Raw genomic sequence first — 18,387 nt, 5'->3', positions numbered from 1 at the left:
TGAAAGTTTTAATTTTAACAAAAAAAAGCCACCCTAAATGGATGGCTTTACATTATTTTGCTAATTGTTCAAACACTTTATGGAAGGCAGCGACAGTTTTTGCAATATGCTCCTCAGTATGTGCAGTAGAAATAAATAATCCTTCAAATTGTGAAGGTGGTAAGAAAATACCTTCCTCTGCCATTAAGCGGAAATATTCCGCAAATAATTGTAAATCCGACGTTTTCGCAGTAGCAAAATCTATTACCTCTTCATTCGTAAAGAAGAAACCAATCATAGAGCCTGCACGATTAACAGTATGTGGAATATTGTATTTTGTAGCAGCTGCTCGGAAACCTTCTTCTAATTGATCTCCTAATTTTTTAAAATACTCATAGGAGTTGGCATCAAGACGTGATAAAGTTTCATAACCTGCTGTCATTGCTAACGGGTTACCAGATAGTGTGCCAGCTTGATAAATCGGACCAGCTGGTGCTACTTGCTCCATAATTTCTTTTTTACCAGCAAACGCGCCTACAGGAAGACCGCCACCAATTACTTTTCCTAGTGTTGTCATATCTGGTGTCACACCAAAATAGCCTTGTGCACAGCCGTAGTCAACACGGAAGCCTGTCATAACTTCATCAAAGATTAACAAAGCACCATGTTCAGTTGTTAGCTCACGTAAACCTTCGAGGAATCCTGGTTGTGGTGGTACAACACCCATATTCCCCGCCACTGGTTCAACGATAACTGCTGCGAGCTCCGTACCAAATTTTTCGAATACTTGTTGTGCACCCTGTAAATCATTATAGGCAACTGTTAATGTATTACGCGCAATATCTGCAGGTACGCCTGGGCTATCAGGTAAGCCTAATGTTGCGACACCTGAACCAGCTTTAATAAGTAATGAATCCCCATGACCGTGATATGACCCTTCAAATTTCAAAATTTTATCGCGTCCTGTTACACCACGTGCTACACGTAATGCGGACATCGTTGCCTCTGTTCCAGATGATACAAAGCGAATCATCTCCATACCTGGCAGACGTTCCAACACTAGTTTAGCCAATCGGTTTTCTGTATAACTAGGTGCGCCAAAAGAAGAGCCTTTGGCTGCAGTTTCAGCGATAGCTTTTACAACTTCTGGGTGAGTATGCCCTAAAATTAAAGGTCCCCATGATAATACGTAGTCGATATATTCATTTCCATCAATGTCTTTAATAATCGCACCGTGACCAGATTCCATAAAAATCGGGTCCATATTCACAGATTTAAATGCACGGACAGGGCTACTAACCCCACCTGGCATTAAGTTAACAGCTTCTGCATATGCTTGTTTTGATTTTTCGTAAGAACGCGCCATTTATTTCTCCTCCAACCAACGTGCTACATCTTTAGCATGATATGTGATAATTAGATCAGAACCTGCTCGCTTCATACCTAGCAATGTCTCCAACACGACTTTTTTCTCTTCAATCCAGCCATTTATTGCCGCAGCTTTAATCATTGCATATTCACCCGATACGTTATAGGCAACAATCGGTAATGTATAGTTATTTTTCATATCTCGAATAATATCTAAATAGCTAAGAGCTGGTTTCACGATTAAGAAATCTGCACCTTCTTCAATATCAGATTCCGCCTCACGGAATGCTTCCATACGATTTGAAGGATCCATTTGATATGATTTACGATCACCAAATTGTGGTGCTCCATCAGCCGCATCACGGAATGGACCATAGTAGCTAGATGCATATTTTACGGCATAGGACATAATTGGTACATTTTCAAATCCAGCTTCGTCAAGACCAGTACGTATTGCAGCAACAAAACCATCCATCATATTTGATGGTGCAATAATATCTGCCCCTGCTTGTGCTTGTGATACAGCAGTGCGTGCTAAAACATCCAGAGAAGCGTCATTTAAAATTTGATCGCCCTCAATTAAACCACAATGACCATGGTCTGTGAATTCACAAAGGCATGTATCGGCAATAACTAAAAGATCAGGATAACGTTCTTTAATTAGACGAGTAGCTTCTTGTACAATACCATGATCATGGAATGCACCTGTACCAACCGCATCCTTTTCCGCTGGTAAACCAAATAAAATAACAGCAGGTATACCTAAAGCAACCACTTCATCAACTTCAGCACCTAGGTTATCTAATGAAAATTGAAAAACACCTGGCATAGATTGAACTTCATTTTTAATATTTTCGCCTTCAATAACGAAAATCGGATAAATTAAGTCCTCTTTGTGTAAGTAAGTTTCTTTTACCATAGATCGAATCGTTGCATTTGCTCGTAAACGACGATGTCTTTGAAATTGTAAATTTGTCATTTTCTTTCCTCTACTTTCGTTAATTCCTCGATGACTGCTGTCATTGTATAAACACTCGGCTTAATGTCTACAGTAGCACCGTGGTTTAAAATAGCTGCTTCTGTAATATGACCAATTGCTGCCACACGTACAGTATCCCAACCAACGATTGATGCTACATCCATTGCATATACGTCCACAGCTGAAGGACTTGCAAATATTACTGTGACATCAGCATGCTCCTGAATGCAATCAATAATTACTTGTTTCTGGTCGTGGCGCTCAATCGTTTCATAAACAGTCCATTCATTGAGTTTAAAAGGCAAACCTTCCTTTAACGTTTTCTTTGCTTTTTCCCCACGAATAAATAAACACGTTGGATTGCTTCCTGCAATAATAGGAAACTCTTTTACAAATACATCAGCACTAAATACTGAAGGCATGAAGCTAACTTGAAAACCTAACTTTTCTAATGCCTCAGTAGTTTTAGTTCCAATAGATGCAATTTTCCCTTGAAAATGACTTGCTCGTAATTGGCTGCGATCCATTTTCTTAGCAAAAGCATCTACTGCATTTTGACTCGTAAAGATGAGCCAGTTAAATTGACGCGCACATTCTAAATGCACGCCATCATTTGAATCGATTATTTCGCAAGTTTCTATCAATGGGGCAAAAACTGCCTGACCACCTAAAGAGGAAATATCTTCTACAACAGTTGCTGTTTTAGATGTTCCTGTTAAAACGATTGTTTTACCCTGTAAAGGTAAACTATTTTGCATCTTGCTCTGCCTTCACACGTTGAATTAGATCATAGGCACCTTGCTTCGTTAACATCTCAGCAAGCTCCTTGCCGATTGTTTCAGCATCGCTACCCATTACAGTCTCTTTATAAATGACAGAAGCATCTGGTGCAGCAACTAAACCTGTAAGTGTAATTTCTTCCCCATTAAGCTTTGCATACCCTGCGATAGGTACTTGGCAACCACCGTCCATAGCCGCTAAGAAGGCACGTTCTGCATGTGCCTCCTGCCATGTTGCATTGTCAGTTATTTTTGCTAGTTCAGCTAATAATTCCGCATCATCTTTACGGCATTCAATACCTAAAGAACCTTGTGCTACAGCTGGCAGGCAATCTTCTACTGATAAAAATTCTGTTACGACATCCTCGCTCCAGCCTAGGCGTTTTAACCCTGCAGCAGCTAAAATAATCGCATCATATTCTTCTGTTTCAAGCTTTGCTAAACGTGTATCTACATTGCCACGAATCCATTTTATTTCAATATCTGGACGCATCGTTAAGAGTTGAGCGCTACGTCGAAGAGAACTTGTCCCAACTACCGCTCCTGCAGGAAGATCTGCAAACTTCACATGACCTTTAGAAATAAATGCATCACGCGCATCTTCACGTGGTGGAATACAACCAATGACTAAACCTTCAGGTAGTACCGCAGGCATGTCTTTCATTGAATGAACAGCAAAATCAATTTCCTTATCGAAAAGTGCCTGTTCAATTTCTTTTACAAACAGCCCTTTACCGCCAACTTTTGAAAGTTGGACGTCTAAAATTTGATCGCCTTTTGTGACAATTTCTTTTACTTCAAATTCAAACGGCGCACCTGCTGCCTTTAGCTCATTGATGAACCAATTTGTTTGCGTTAATGCTAATTTACTTCTCCTAGAACCTACAATAATTTTTCTCAACTGTCTCCAACCTTTCTTCTAATACCATAAATGGAATCGAGATAAGCTACTTCCTAAAAAGAAGTTAACGACAACCAATAAATAAGCATAAATTTGCACCCAAGCATAATTAGTACCTGTCAGCTTACTTTTCCGATTCACATATAAAATACAGCAATATAATACTAAAATGATAAAGGACCCTATTATCTTCGCATCAAAGATAGATAAACTCTCTAATCTTAATAATGCCCATTCAAACCCTAAAACTAAACTTATAAAAAGCATTGGAATACCAATAAAAAATGAAATGTTCATCCAATTACTCGTTTGCTGTAAAGACGGCAAACGTGTCCACAACTGTGACCACTTTTTCTTTTTTAATAAACGATATAGAATTAAATATAATATCGCAAAAACAAAAGTTAATGTAAAAGCAGCGTACGATAAAATCGCAAATGATATATGGATGAAGAGCATTTCCGAAATTAAAGTATCTCCTACTGCACCAGTCGGTCTCTTCGGCATAAATGTAAATATACTAGCAAAAACAAATCCTAATATATTGATAATAAATACTGGTAAATCGACTCTCGCTATACAATGGAGAATAATCGACAGTGTTACAAGTAACCATGAATAGAAAAGAATCCCCTCATACAAGGATAATATCGGGAATCGCTTTGTTTCTACAAAAGTCAAAATAATAATGGCACTTTGAATTACCCATACAAATGATACAAGCCAAAAAGCAATTCGCCTTGCTCGCACTTGCTTATAAAAGTAATCAGTAAAGTAAAACACTAGACTGATCGCGTACAAGACGATCATTACTTCATAGAGCCTTGTCATTGTCAAATCAGCCAATGGACATCCCTTCTTTATATCAAAAAGTGCTAAAGTTACTATAAACAGTATCCCAGCCTAAAAAAGACGTTTTCGTATCTTTAGTTTACCATACAGATACGAAAACGCCTCATGTAATTTCAAGTTCGCACACGTCAGCAAAAGTACGCAATTCGCACTAGTGCCTACATAACTCACATCGTGAACCTCAAGCGATTGTGGAGCTCGAATGTCTAGACATTACTAGAAAGAATACTTTGGTTCGGTAGGTGTTTGCGATGACTGTAAACGTTCTTTACGCTCAAGCTCTTGCTTGCTCATCATATCTACTTCTACTTCCACAGCATCTTCTATGCCAAAAATTTGTTGGAATAAACGTAACTGTTCATTTGCTTTTGATGAATTTGCCATTTCTTTAGCTTGTAAAATTGGCTCTTTTAACAATTGATTAATAATTGATTTAGTATGCTTACTTAAAATCTTACGTTCACGTTCCGTTAACTCTGGCATTTTATTTTCAATACTGATCATTGTTTCTTCTTGAATTTGGTTTGCTTTTTTACGTAAAGCCGAGATAACTGGTACAACACCTAGCGTTGCAAACCAATCTTTAAATTGGACAACTTCTTTACTAATCATTTGTGTAATTTCAGCTGCTGCACGTTCACGCTCTGCTAAGTTTGCTTCTACAATACCTTGTAAATCATCGATATCATATAAGAAAACGTTCGGTAATTCTCCAACAAGTGGATCAATATCACGTGGTACCGCAATATCTACCATAAATAATGGTTTACCTTTACGTAAACGTTCAACAAGTTGCATTAATTCATAATCAATTACAAAATCGGTTGCACCTGTAGACGTAATTAAAATGTCCGCCTCTAGTAACGAGCATTGTAATTCCCTCATTGATTTTGCTTCACCCTGGAATTTAGCTGCTAAAGTCTCCGCTTTTTCAAACGTACGGTTAATAACCGTTACTTTTCCTACACCATTGCCATATAAATTTTCAATGGCAAGTTCACCCATTTTACCTGCGCCTAAAATAGCAACATGCTTGCGCTGTAAAGATCCAAAAATTTTCTTTGCTAATTCTACTGCTGCATATGATACAGATACCGCATTCTCTCCGATAGCTGTTTCACTATGTGCTCGCTTCGCAAATGTGACTGCTTGTTTAAATAACTGATTGTAGACCGTACCTGTCGTCCCAATCTCTTGTCCATTTAAGAAGCTTTTCTTCACTTGTCCTAAAATTTGAGTTTCACCTAGCACCATTGAATCAATTCCAGCTGTTACTTTAAACAAATGCTCTAATGCCTCATCTTCTTCTCGAATTGTTAAATAAGAAGAAAAAGTCTCCACAGGCAAGTTAAACCAATCTGCTAAAAATTGCTTAACAAAGTGTCGGCCAGTATGCAATTGATCTACTACTGCATATATTTCTGTCCGATTACAAGTTGAAACGATTACGTTTTCCAATATACTTTTTTGTTTTTGCAGCGCTTCCATTGCTTGTGGTAGCTCACTCTCTATGAAAGATAGCTTTTCACGAATTTCAACTGGCGCTGATTTATAATTCAAGCCTACTACGATGGTATGCATGAATAACACCTCACACGTTCTAATTCACAAATTTCATTATAGCATAGTTCGACAATAGTTCATCTATAATTTGTGAACATGTCATGAAGAACTATAATTCATTTCTTACATTAGAATTATTATAAACTAAGTTTAACAAATTATACTGCATGTATCAAATTTAAAAACTGGACTCAATAGGATGCAATAGCATCTTGTGTCGAAAATAAGAAAGACGCATACTATTTTGGAGGTTTTTATAGAAACAACTATTTGAGCTCTCCTGTAAAACACAATTTAAAGAGACTGCAGATGACTCAATAATATTGAGTGCATCTACAGTCTAAGATAGCTCTATAGAAGAGCAATATTAGTTTGAAATTTTCACAGTTTGCTGCGAAATCGCATTACCATCTTTATCATATGCTAAAAATTCGATGTCACCATTCACTTTAAAGTCATACATAGTTTGCACATTTTTAGTCAACATAAACACACTATCACTGCGTTTTGTAAGTTCAAATTGAACATCTCCGCTGACAGAAGAATAACGCACAACGACTTTGGCAACATTTGAACAATTCCCATCAATTCTTGCATTCATTGTAATATAACCTTTTCGTAATGTTACCTGCGCTTCTTCAAATAAGTCTTCAGGATTAATACAGCTTGAAGGCGAAGTTTTACATAAAATCGAATCAATTATTTTTTGAGCAACTTGATGGAATTGATAATTATCAATAGCATGATAGTAAATACCACCTGTTTCCTCAGCTATTTGAGTAAGTATTGCTTCATTAATTTGATTTTTCTTGCCCATACTTACAGTGTAAATTTTAATGCCTTTCTTTTTCGCATCATTGATTACTTTTGTCATTTTCGTTTTACTTGTTTTACCATCTGACACAACAACAATGGATTTAGAAGTTTTTGTATCGTTCGAGAATTTAGAAAGCGCCAACTCTATACCTGTAAAGATATCTGTAGCACCTTTATCAGTAGACGTACGATATAAATCTTTCTTTAAGACATTTTCGGTGCTACCCTCACCTAATAAATTTGCACTTGTATTTGTTTCAATGACAATATTATTTTTAGCTTGTATTTGATTTATCAGTTCCATCATTTTTTTACCACGATAATTCGTCTGATCAATACGTTTCATAGAAGATGAGTAATCGACTACATATGCAACCTCAGTTGCTAATGAACAAGCATTTTTACTAAAGTAAGGATTTGTAAAAATTTCTTTCGTAATCGTTTTATCCGTAATAGACTTCAATATTGTGGCATAACGTGGATCGATTTTGTTTACAAGTGTCGCTTCTATTTTAGATTTCCCATAAATAATTGAGTCAAAATAAGCGACTGCAGTTCCAGGACCACCTGTATTATTTAAATAATCCGAAGTATTCGTGACAAAAGAAGCTGTTTTCTCAACACCATCAAATTTGATTTTTACTGTTCCTTGGTAGTCTGTAATAACTTCACCACCTGGACTTACTAGTGTCACCATTACTTGCGTATATCTGTCCTTTCCATTTGGTCTTGCAGCAGCGTCCGCACTTTCTTTTAGCGCCTCTACACGTTTTTTATATGCTTCTACTTGGCCTAGTAATTTACCACCTTGGTATTTTAATAATACTGTACGCTCATAATTACTTAGACTTGTTAAAATCGCATAAATCTTCATAACACTATCATAATGCTCTAATGTTAAATTCTTTTCTTCTGGCATATATTTTGGACTCATTAATTGAATAATGGCACCGACAGGATTAATGTTTTCAACTTGAGACGCAATATTATCATCGATTCCTTGGATGCGATAAATCGGACGACCATCCTCTGAGATCATGTACATAATCTCAGTCTTAGCTGGCGTCGTTACTGAGTCATTTATACGGTCATTCAATATTTTCTCAAATAAATACACTGAAATATTGTAGTTTTCAAATTGTAATATCGCATTTTCATATCCGAGAGCTGGATACTTCGGATCTGAGCCACCATATTGTAAGTATATATTTTCTACTTGACCAAGAGCATTTGTAACATTTGTTTGTTGCCCAATGCTAAATTTCTTTTCATCTGCATCTGGTTTTAACGGTACAGGACCATATACATCAATTAAATTTTCTGTGAAAAACTCTGGTGGCTTTTCGTATTGTACATATGGTGGTGTGACACTTCCATTATCATCTGTATTCGTTGGGTCATACACTTTAAAATCAATGCGCAATTCTGGCTGTGGTAAGTAGCGAACGTGTGCATTTATTTTTTCTCCAACAAGACATTTCATGCTAGGATCTGTATTGTTAATAAGCTCAAAAGTAATCGTATCACGTACAGATTTCGTTAGCTTTTTCGCTTTCACAAATGCTGTTACTGTTGAACCGTCCGACTGTACATTCCGAACAGCTTCCCCAGCTGCATTTACAATATCCGCTCCGTTAGAAGAAGTCACACGGAATGTGTAGGACTTATCATCAGCAATTGGATCTCCATTACATGCCTTTAAGGATACAGTAATTGGCGTCATATCCTCACCATTTGCAATTAAATCTGGTTTTTCAACTTCAATACTCTGTAATGCATTGTTAACATAGTCAGGACCAGTAAAATCATTTTCATTATCGTTTGGCTCTTCAAACTCACCACTATTAGAACCCATAAAACCTGCTGGCAAAGTAATTTTATCATTATCACGGCCTGCTGCAGATCGTTTTAATCCTTGTACCGCAAAGGAATTATTTTCTACAATGCGATATAAAAACACAGCTGCATCACCACGTGATAGTTTCGTAGAGGGGTTAAAATCAGCAAATGTTTTTTTACCTGTACTACCTGTTGAAATATCATTTGTATATAAATATTGCACCGCTTGTGGCTCATCCAAATCTAAGCCTTGAAATGCAGCATAGATGCGAGCAAAATGACCACGAGTGATAGCTTTTGAGCGATTCCCCATTACATGCGTTCCGTCAAACGGTAAATAAAAATCACTATAAAAATTATAGGCAACATTTTCGTTATAAGATAGTGCATAGTTTTTATCAAGCTTTGCAAACATCGTTACTAGCTCACGCTCAGTTACTTGTTCGTTTGGTAAAAAGTTATTTGCACTGTTTAACGATAGTAAATCATTAGCAACAGCCCATGAAATAGCTTTGTATTTACTATTAGATGTTGGTACATCTTGAATCGTTGTAGCTGCCAATGTGACTGATGGTGTTAAAGTCATAAAGGCTAGTACAAAACAGGCCAGTAATAGCAATGCCTTTTTCGCATACTTCATTCATTTCAGTCCTTCCTTTAGTTAAAGAATAAAATATCGTCTCGATAGTTTTGTTTTAAATCATTTTCTAAATAGTTTAAGAAGCGTTCAAGTACAACAGATGCTTGTGCACGCGTCAATGGTTGGTTTGGATTAAAACGACCAGTTACAGGGTCACCTGTCATTAGACCAAGTTCATTGACGATATAGATACCGTCTCTTGAATAGTCTGGAATTTGTGCATCATCTTTAAATTCCGTAACATACCCAGGCTCTGGCGCTTTATTTTCAAGCCCTAATGCACGTACAAATATGGCAGCTGCTTGCGCACGTGTAATCGCATTATCCGGTTTGAAATACTCTGGCGTCACACCTTTAATAATGCCTTTATTTACTGCTGATTCAATATATGGATAATCTTTTACAGTACGTTTAACATCCTTAAAGACACTTGTAGATGGTTTTTTCGTATTCTTTTCTTCCATTACACGAAGGTCTACTGCTTTACCAATTGCTATGGTAAAGTCAATTCGCTTCATTGGTGTGTTAGGCGAAAAGAAATTACTTGTATCTGAATAGATTCCTAAAGAATATAGTTTTTCGATAGCACTCTTCGCATAATGATTAGATAAATCTCGGAACTTCGGAATTATAAGGCGCTCGATTGTTGGCGTATATTCTGTATCCAAATCAACTTTGCCTTTTTTGCCAGAAGCTAAGTCATACGTATATTCTGAAATGACATCTTTTTCACTTACGACTGCATATCCACCATCAAAGCTAGCTAAACTACCTGGGTTTTCTTCATAGTTAAGGACACGCGATTTACTTGTTGATAAACGATTTTTTACATGACTAGTTGTCCCATCGCTGTACGTATAAATCGATTCTGTAATTTGCGTTTCAGTCGCACCCCAGAAATTTTCGTAGCCTGCATGACGACTATCAACATCTATTGTGACTGTATTAGTTTTTGCATTCTTTCCAGAACCAGTTTGGTACGTATATGTTTTTCTTGAAATAACATTCCCTGAGAAATAATCAGAAGCTGCACGGTTATCTGTTACAGTGCCTTGTGAAAATTGGTAGTCTGCTAATGTATACGTAAGTTTTCCATCAACAATCTTTTCAGAGTATTTTTTAACAACCCCATTAGATGTTTTTTGGCCGATCGTCGCATAATTAACAACATCTGATTCATAGGCAATATTTCTTGTTAATGTTGCCCCATTGCTAGCAGTTAATTTTAAATTATATGTTTCTGTTAATTTACCTTTTGTTTCTTTTTGTGTAATTTTAATATCTTTACTTGTACCTTTAAAAATAATCGGTGTACCAGTAATGAACACTGCTTCTTCATATGTATATTCATTTTTTACAGCACCCGTTGTTTCCACTGATGCAGCGGAGGCATTCCCTAAAATACTCGTTCCCAAAACGAACACCATTACAATAGCTAACAGTGCTTTATATAAATGGTTGCGCATCTGTTCTTTTCCCCTCTCTTTCTTCCCATGCGTATGCACAGATGAAGCTATCTCATATTGTAGAGATAGCTTCTATCTTATTAATCAACTAAAATGAAATGTGCTTTTACAAATCGGTCAGATAATACGACTAAACGATCAGAAGGATTCAAATCAGATGGTTGAATGACTTTTCCTGCTTTAATCAGTGTAGCTTGGTCAATATTCATATCCACCATTTGGCCAGCTTCATACCAACGGCCATTTTGCCATTGGCTCACACTTTTCACATTAATAGTAGCTGGATATGTCGATTTTATTGACTGTAGTTTACCGACTAGCATTAATGGCGCAACAGGTTTTGCATTATCTAACATGTGAAGAGCCTGCACATGCCCATTGTTTACATAGAAGTAACCATAATCGCCTTCCGATAAATACAGTTCAATATCCGGCACTACACTGTACGTTTTATTACCATCGTCTACCATTGCTTTTGTTGTATTACTAACAGATAGCACGGTGCTTGCAGTTTTTTTGAACACATTCGATTCAATTTTCATTGCATCATCAATTTCAATTAAGTAACCATCTGCTTGTGCTAATCGACCATAATATAATTCATGCGACGCTAAATTTGGTGACATAAAGCTATCACTAGTAACATCCACTACTTGTGCATAATGGTCGCGAGCAGCACCGTCTGTAATGACGAACGCTGTCCCATATGCCAATAATCCTGTAGGCTGAATAAAGCGGCCGTTTCGAATTAAAATTGACCCATCATGGAAGTACAAAGTGCCAGCTGATTTTAATTTTAATAATTGATAATCCGTATCGACTGCAATCATCGGCTCGTAGTACGTGCGTTCATTGTTTTTCAATACGACGATTTTTTCAATAACTTCTTTACCAAATTGCTTCACCGTCGCATAATATGCTTCACTGCCAATATAATTTTTCAATTGCCCTTTTTCAATTTTCGTATTGCCAACATAAATCGGCACTTTTGTTGAAAAATTCATCGTTGAAAGTGCAGTCGTTGATGCTGAGCCAAATTGCCAGTTCACAAAGGCATTTTGATTTTTTACTGTTAATTTGTTCGTATTAATATTAACTGCTTGAATTTCACCTTTGTATAAATTTTCAACTAATGTTCCAGTCTCACTAATATCTACTTTTGTGACAATCGATGTACTTTTATTTTTTAGATGAAGCTTAACTCGATCACCTACATACATCCCACTAATATCTACCGATGAAGAACCCTTTTGAAAAGCAGTATCCTTATTCAAATAATATGTAGTTTCTTTTCCAGTATCTGGTTTCACCATTATGAATAACCCTTTTGGGTCAATACTTGTGATTACCCCAGCAATTATTCTTGGACTTTGAACAACTGTTGTTGATTCCTCTGTGCTATTGGAAGTGCCTCGGAGCTCAATAACACTACGAAGGTTAATTTTAGCTTCTACTTTCATACCCATCTTAAAGCCTTCAATTGTCGTTTCAGTGTTATTAATGTACAGGCGGGCATTATTGTTAATATTATAAGTTACTTGTCGGCCATCAGCATTTTCTAGTGTAATTTTGCTAAGCTGCCTTTCTATTTCCCCGTTTGTATTCGTATATTCTGAATAAGTTACATCGACAAAGGTTCCTGTTACTAACTGTGCGGCATGGACAGTCGGTAGGGATGGCAAACTAAGGGCCATTACAAACAGGACAATCAATATGTATGGAATCTTCTTCAACATTTCCCGCCTCCTTAAAAAATTGTTATTTATAAATAGTATATCGTATTATTGGTAGTTTTTCTTATTCAAAAAGTTACATTTTCACGCGTTTTAATATTTTTTCGAATCTACCATTAGACATAAAGATAGAGGTAGCTTCCAACTTCAAGCTACCTTGCCATCATCATACTTGGATGTCAATTGTATGTCCAGCTGTTGGATGTGGAGCATCTAGCATCTCAACTAGCTGTTCAGTATTTTGCTGTTGCATTTCCATTGCTTGTTTTGTAACAGCTAAAGATACATTTTGCATAAGATTTGATTGATGCATTGCGATTGATAAAGCTGCGATATCCATTTTAGTCCACCTCCTATTACATTTATCGGCTAAACTTGCCATACATCAAGTAATTTCCTCATATTTATCCATAACTTTCAGACTAGCAGCAGAAAAGCTTTTTTACTTCTTTTTGTATATAGAACGCACATATGTGTAGCTCGATGTTACGCAATAAAAAAACATCTACTGTGCTCCATACACGCAATAGATGTTTTTTGATTACATTTTATTTTCAATCGTTTGCCAAGCTTCTTCAAAACCGATACCTTTTTCAGAAGAGAACACAATGAGTGGATCATTTTTATCCATATCTAATGTTTCCTTGACAACTTTTTTGTGCTTATCCCATTTACCTTTTGGAATTTTATCTGCCTTTGTTGCAATGACAATACATGGGATACTGTAATGTTTTAAAAAGTCATACATCATACAATCATCAGCTGTTGGAGGATGACGTAAATCAACAATTTGAACGACGGCTTTTAATTCTTCACGGCCAGTAATATAACGTTCAATCATTTTCCCCCATGCTTCACGCTCTGTTTTTGAGACTTTGGCATAACCATATCCTGGAACATCGACGAAAAACAGCTGTTCTTCAATTTTGTAAAAATTTAGCGTTTGAGTCTTCCCAGGTTTAGAAGAAATACGTGCTAACGCTTTACGCCCAATCATACGATTAATAAATGATGACTTCCCAACATTTGAGCGACCTGCTAATGCAAACTCTGGCAGTCCATCTTCTGGGTATTGGTCCGGTCTTACTGCACTTATGACCATTTCGACATTATGGACTTTCATTTCCTTAAAAACCTCCGTCCAGTGCGATTGCTAATACTTCATCAGCAGATGACACTAGTTTAAATGTAAGTTGTTCGCGTACACTTTCAGGAATATCTTCAATATCACGTTCATTATCTTTTGGACAAATGATTGTTGTTAAACCTGCTCTGTGTGCGCTTAAAGTTTTTTCTTTCAAACCACCGATTGGTAGTACACGACCACGTAACGTAATTTCACCAGTCATTCCTACTTCACGACGAATCGGACGATGTAAAATAGCCGAAACAATTGCTGTCGCCATCGTAATACCTGCTGATGGACCATCTTTTGGTACAGCTCCCTCAGGTACATGGATGTGGATATCATGTGTTTCGAAATATTCGGAGTCTACATTGAGATCCTCTATTTTAGTACGGACATACGATAACGCTGTTTGTGCGGATTCCTTCATAACATCCCCAAGTTTCCCTGTTAACTGTATTTTGCCCTTCCCAGGAGTTAAAGAAACTTCAATTTGTAATGTGTCACCACCAACAGTTGTATACGCTAGTCCTGTTGCTACACCTATCTGGTTTTCCTCTTCCGCTTGTCCATAGCGGAAACGGTGCTTCCCTAAATATTCGATAACTGATTTTGAATTTACTGTTACACGTTTCTTTTCGCCAGAAACAATAATTTTAGCAATTTTACGACAAAGTGTTGCTATTTGACGCTCTAGACCTCGGACACCTGCTTCACGTGTATAATAGCGAATAATGTCCATTACAGCCTCGTCTTTAATAACTACTTGTGTTTTCTTCAAGCCATGTTCTTTTAATTGTTTTGGGATCAAATGATTTTTTGTAATTTGCGCCTTTTCAATTTCTGTATAACCTGCAATCGAAATCACTTCCATTCGATCTAATAAAGGTCCAGGAATTGTACTTAAATCATTTGCTGTAGCAATAAATAATACGTTTGATAAGTCATACGGTTCTTCGATATAGTGATCACTAAACGTGTTGTTTTGTGCAGGGTCCAACACTTCTAACATTGCGGCCGCAGGATCCCCTCGGAAATCATTTGACATTTTATCGATTTCATCAAGTAAAAATACAGGATTAATCGTACCTGCTTTTTTCATTCCTTGAATAATACGTCCTGGCATTGCACCTACGTATGTGCGACGATGTCCTCGAATTTCAGATTCGTCACGCACCCCACCTAAAGAAATACGAATAAATTTACGATCTAAGCTTTCTGCTACTGAACGTGCTAACGATGTTTTACCTACCCCAGGAGGGCCAGCTAAACATAATATTGGTCCACGTAATGAATTTTTCAACTGACGTACAGCTAAATATTCAAGCACACGTTCCTTTACTTTCTCTAGTCCAGCATGATCTCTGTTTAAAATTTCCTCAGCATGAGCAATATTCATTCGGTCTTCCGTTGCTTTCGTCCAAGGTAAAGACACTAACCAATCGATATAGTTTCGAATAACTCCACTTTCCGCACTTGCGCTAGGGAGTTTTTCATACCGATCAAGTTCTTTTAGCGCAGCTTCTTTTGCAGATTCAGGCATACCTGTTTCATCTATAAGCTTACGCAACTCAGCTACTTCACCTGTTTTACCTTCTCGATCTCCAAGCTCTGTTTGAATAGCCTTCATTTGTTCGCGCAAGTAATATTCCTTTTGCGTACGCTCCATTGATTGCTTTACTTTTGAATTAATTTTCTTTTCAAGATCCAGGACCTCTTGCTCATCGTGCAGGCGAATAATTAAATGATCTAAGCGTTTCTTCACATTTAGCATTTCTAAAACTTCTTGTTTATCCGCAATTTTAATTGGTAAATGCGAGGCAATAATATCAGCAAGACGGCTTGGCTCTTCAATGTCTGCAACTGTATTAATTGTTTCTGTTGTTATTTTGTTGGAGGATTTCGCGTATTTTTCAAAATACGTTAACAATGTACGCATTAAGGCCTGTGTTTCCACATCTTTATCGATTTTTTCCTCTTTAACATCAATATCAACAACTGTATATTTGTCTAATGCTTGATAGTTGGACCATGTTGCACGTGCCACACCTTCCACTAAAACACGTAGCGTTCCATTTGGTAATTTTAGCATTTGCTTTACATAAGCCATTGTACCAACTTGATATAAATCTTGCTCTTCTGGCTGTTCATCGTGCATTTCTTTTTGTGTTACCAATAAAATCAATTGGTCCTCTAACATCGCTTGTTCTAGCGCCGCTACAGAACGATTTCTACCCACATCAATATGTAACACCATCGACGGGTATACTAAAAGTCCACGTAAAGGCAATAATGGTACATTTGTTGTTTTTTGAATTGTTACCATGCGGGTATTCACCTCCGTCAAAATTTTCTTGTTCACAATCCCGCGCTTCTAGTATGTGTTTAAAAAACTGATTCACACTATCTATTCAAACGAGCCAAAAATTTCATCTATTTACAGTCGTCAGCTTTATGTATGAATAAAAAGCTGACTCCCGATATGTGCGAACATTGCACAATCGAAGTCAGCTAAGTTACTCTTTTTCTCATAACAATAGACGCTACGTCTGTTTATTATGCCGAAGTTTTTGTGTCGCTACCTTCATCGAGTTCAGTGCCATCTTCAAGAAGCAATTTCGGTTTTTCTTTTTCCGTAATTGTTTTTGCAGTAATGATACATTTTTTCACATCATCACGTGAAGGTAATTCGTACATTACATCAAGCATTGTTGACTCAATAATTGAACGAAGACCACGTGCACCTGTTTTACGTTCAATTGCTTCCTTTGCAATTTCAGAAAGGGCACCTTCATCAAACTCAAGCTCAACACCATCTAGTTCAAGCATTTTTTGATATTGCTTCGCAAGCGCATTTTTTGGTTCCGTCAAAATTTGTACAAGCGCTGCCTCATTTAATTGCTCTAGGCTTGCAAGTACTGGTAATCGACCGATGAATTCTGGAATTAAACCAAATTTCAACAGATCTTCAGGAATCAATTTCGCCATTAATGAACCTTCGTCCACTTCTACTTTATTAGGATCTGAACCGAAACCAATTACTTTTTCACCTTGACGACGTTTAATGATGGATTCAATACCATCAAATGCTCCGCCTACGATAAATAAAATATTTGTTGTATCTATTTGTAAAAATTCTTGATGCGGATGCTTACGTCCACCTTGCGGAGGTACACTTGCAACAGTGCCTTCTAAAATTTTTAGTAATGCCTGTTGGACCCCTTCACCAGAAACATCACGTGTTATCGACGGATTTTCTGATTTACGTGCAACTTTATCGATCTCATCAATATAAATAATCCCTTTTTCTGCACGTTCAATATCATAATCTGCTGATTGAATTAATTTTAATAAAATATTTTCAACGTCTTCACCTACATAACCTGCTTCTGTTAAAGAAGTAGCATCTGCAATTGCGAAAGGTACGTTTAGTATACGTGCTAATGTTTGAGCTAATAATGTTTTACCGCTACCAGTTGGGCCGATTAACACAATGTTCGATTTTGCTAATTCCACATCATCGATTTTACTATTTGTATTGATGCGTTTGTAGTGATTGTAAACCGCAACCGCTAAGGCTTTTTTAGCACGCTCTTGTCCAATTACATACTCATTTAAAATCGATTGAATTTCTTTCGGTTTCGGAATATCTTGGAAGTCAATTTCTTCCTCAACACCTAGTTCTTCTACAACGATTTCTGAACAAAGTTCGATACATTCATCACAAATATAAACACCAGGACCTGCAACTAATTTACGTACTTGTTCTTGTGGCTTACCACAGAATGAGCATTTTAAATTGCCTTTTTCATCATTAAATTTGAACAATATGTTTCACCCCTATTCAAGCTACAATCTTACAAGATTATTGAACCATTATCAAATAAATTGATTGCAACATTTACGTCATGGCGCAAATGCGTCTAGATTTTGAATTATTTTCAAAGTCTTCAAGCACGAGGACTGCTAACTAATAATTACCAGTCATTCATACTTAAAACATTAACGCTGTCTGCTCACCTTCATGCAGATAATTCGTGTTGATGCGACCATTCAGACTAACCCATGACCACTGATTGATTGTTTAGCTTCATTTTTTCGAGGTTTAGTTCCCTCACTCGTAAAACCTATGTGCGTTCTATCTCCATTATAATGGGGACGCTATAGTCACTGCTACTTATCGGCTCTACTATAATGAAGTTAAAATTTAGCATCGTGTAAAAAGTTAAACAACAATACTATGTATAAGTAAATTAACTAAAGTGGCCACCAAAAGTATAACAGTTAGTAAAAATCAGACTTACTTTTTGTCGTCCTTGACCTTGAGAGGTTGGGGCCCCTTTAGC

At 36.9% G+C, this 18,387-nt stretch carries 13 protein-coding genes; all 13 read right to left on the bottom strand.

The window, feature by feature from the left end; all coding sequences use genetic code 11:
• Window positions 1-52 precede the first annotated feature (52 nt).
• Window positions 53-1,345, bottom strand: coding sequence for a glutamate-1-semialdehyde 2,1-aminomutase (hemL, locus tag JNUCC52_RS20560; protein WP_337980700.1), 1,293 nt, complete (start codon window positions 1,343-1,345; stop codon window positions 53-55).
• The gene (gene hemB, locus JNUCC52_RS20555; protein WP_172772221.1) at window positions 1,346-2,326 is read right to left on the bottom strand and encodes a porphobilinogen synthase; all 981 of its coding nucleotides are present in this window, start codon (window positions 2,324-2,326) and stop codon (window positions 1,346-1,348) included.
• Window positions 2,323-3,084 carry a uroporphyrinogen-III synthase gene (locus tag JNUCC52_RS20550; protein ID WP_337980699.1) on the bottom strand — a complete coding sequence of 254 codons (762 nt, stop codon included), beginning with the start codon at window positions 3,082-3,084 and terminating at the stop codon, window positions 2,323-2,325. Before JNUCC52_RS20550 ends, hemB begins: the two co-directional genes overlap by 4 nt.
• Window positions 3,074-4,006, bottom strand: coding sequence for a hydroxymethylbilane synthase (gene hemC / locus JNUCC52_RS20545; protein WP_337980698.1), 933 nt, complete (start codon window positions 4,004-4,006; stop codon window positions 3,074-3,076). The genes JNUCC52_RS20550 and hemC overlap by 11 nt, the downstream gene beginning before the upstream one ends.
• Window positions 4,007-4,024: 18 nt before the next feature.
• A complete protein-coding gene (ccsA, locus tag JNUCC52_RS20540; protein WP_172772224.1) occupies window positions 4,025-4,852 on the bottom strand; it encodes a cytochrome c biogenesis protein CcsA in 828 nt (275 codons plus the stop codon).
• A 222-nt stretch (window positions 4,853-5,074) separates the two neighbouring features.
• A complete protein-coding gene (gene hemA / locus JNUCC52_RS20535; RefSeq protein WP_337980697.1) occupies window positions 5,075-6,439 on the bottom strand; it encodes a glutamyl-tRNA reductase in 1,365 nt (454 codons plus the stop codon).
• Between the two features lie 349 nt (window positions 6,440-6,788).
• Window positions 6,789-9,716 carry a VWA domain-containing protein gene (locus JNUCC52_RS20530; protein WP_337980696.1) on the bottom strand — a complete coding sequence of 976 codons (2,928 nt, stop codon included), beginning with the start codon at window positions 9,714-9,716 and terminating at the stop codon, window positions 6,789-6,791.
• A 17-nt stretch (window positions 9,717-9,733) separates the two neighbouring features.
• On the bottom strand, window positions 9,734-11,182 hold the full coding sequence (locus tag JNUCC52_RS20525) for an S-layer homology domain-containing protein (RefSeq protein WP_337980695.1): 1,449 nt from the start codon (window positions 11,180-11,182) through the stop codon (window positions 9,734-9,736).
• Window positions 11,183-11,262: 80 nt separating this feature from the next.
• Complete coding sequence (locus JNUCC52_RS20520; protein WP_228134126.1) at window positions 11,263-12,918, bottom strand: hypothetical protein; 1,656 nt, start codon at window positions 12,916-12,918, stop codon at window positions 11,263-11,265.
• Window positions 12,919-13,081: 163 nt separating this feature from the next.
• Complete coding sequence (locus tag JNUCC52_RS20515; RefSeq protein ID WP_172772228.1) at window positions 13,082-13,255, bottom strand: YjfB family protein; 174 nt, start codon at window positions 13,253-13,255, stop codon at window positions 13,082-13,084.
• A 201-nt stretch (window positions 13,256-13,456) separates the two neighbouring features.
• On the bottom strand, window positions 13,457-14,038 hold the full coding sequence (yihA, locus tag JNUCC52_RS20510; RefSeq protein WP_025220187.1) for a ribosome biogenesis GTP-binding protein YihA/YsxC: 582 nt from the start codon (window positions 14,036-14,038) through the stop codon (window positions 13,457-13,459).
• Window positions 14,039-14,042: 4 nt separating this feature from the next.
• Complete coding sequence (lon, locus tag JNUCC52_RS20505) at window positions 14,043-16,367, bottom strand: endopeptidase La (RefSeq protein ID WP_172772229.1); 2,325 nt, start codon at window positions 16,365-16,367, stop codon at window positions 14,043-14,045.
• Window positions 16,368-16,597: 230 nt separating this feature from the next.
• Window positions 16,598-17,869 carry an ATP-dependent protease ATP-binding subunit ClpX gene (gene clpX / locus JNUCC52_RS20500; RefSeq protein WP_172772230.1) on the bottom strand — a complete coding sequence of 424 codons (1,272 nt, stop codon included), beginning with the start codon at window positions 17,867-17,869 and terminating at the stop codon, window positions 16,598-16,600.
• Window positions 17,870-18,387 lie beyond the last annotated feature (518 nt).

It is taken from the genome of Lysinibacillus sp. JNUCC-52 (genome assembly GCF_015999545.1).
In the GTDB taxonomy this organism is placed as follows: domain Bacteria; phylum Bacillota; class Bacilli; order Bacillales_A; family Planococcaceae; genus Lysinibacillus.
This window is presented reverse-complemented; position numbering and strand designations above follow the sequence as displayed.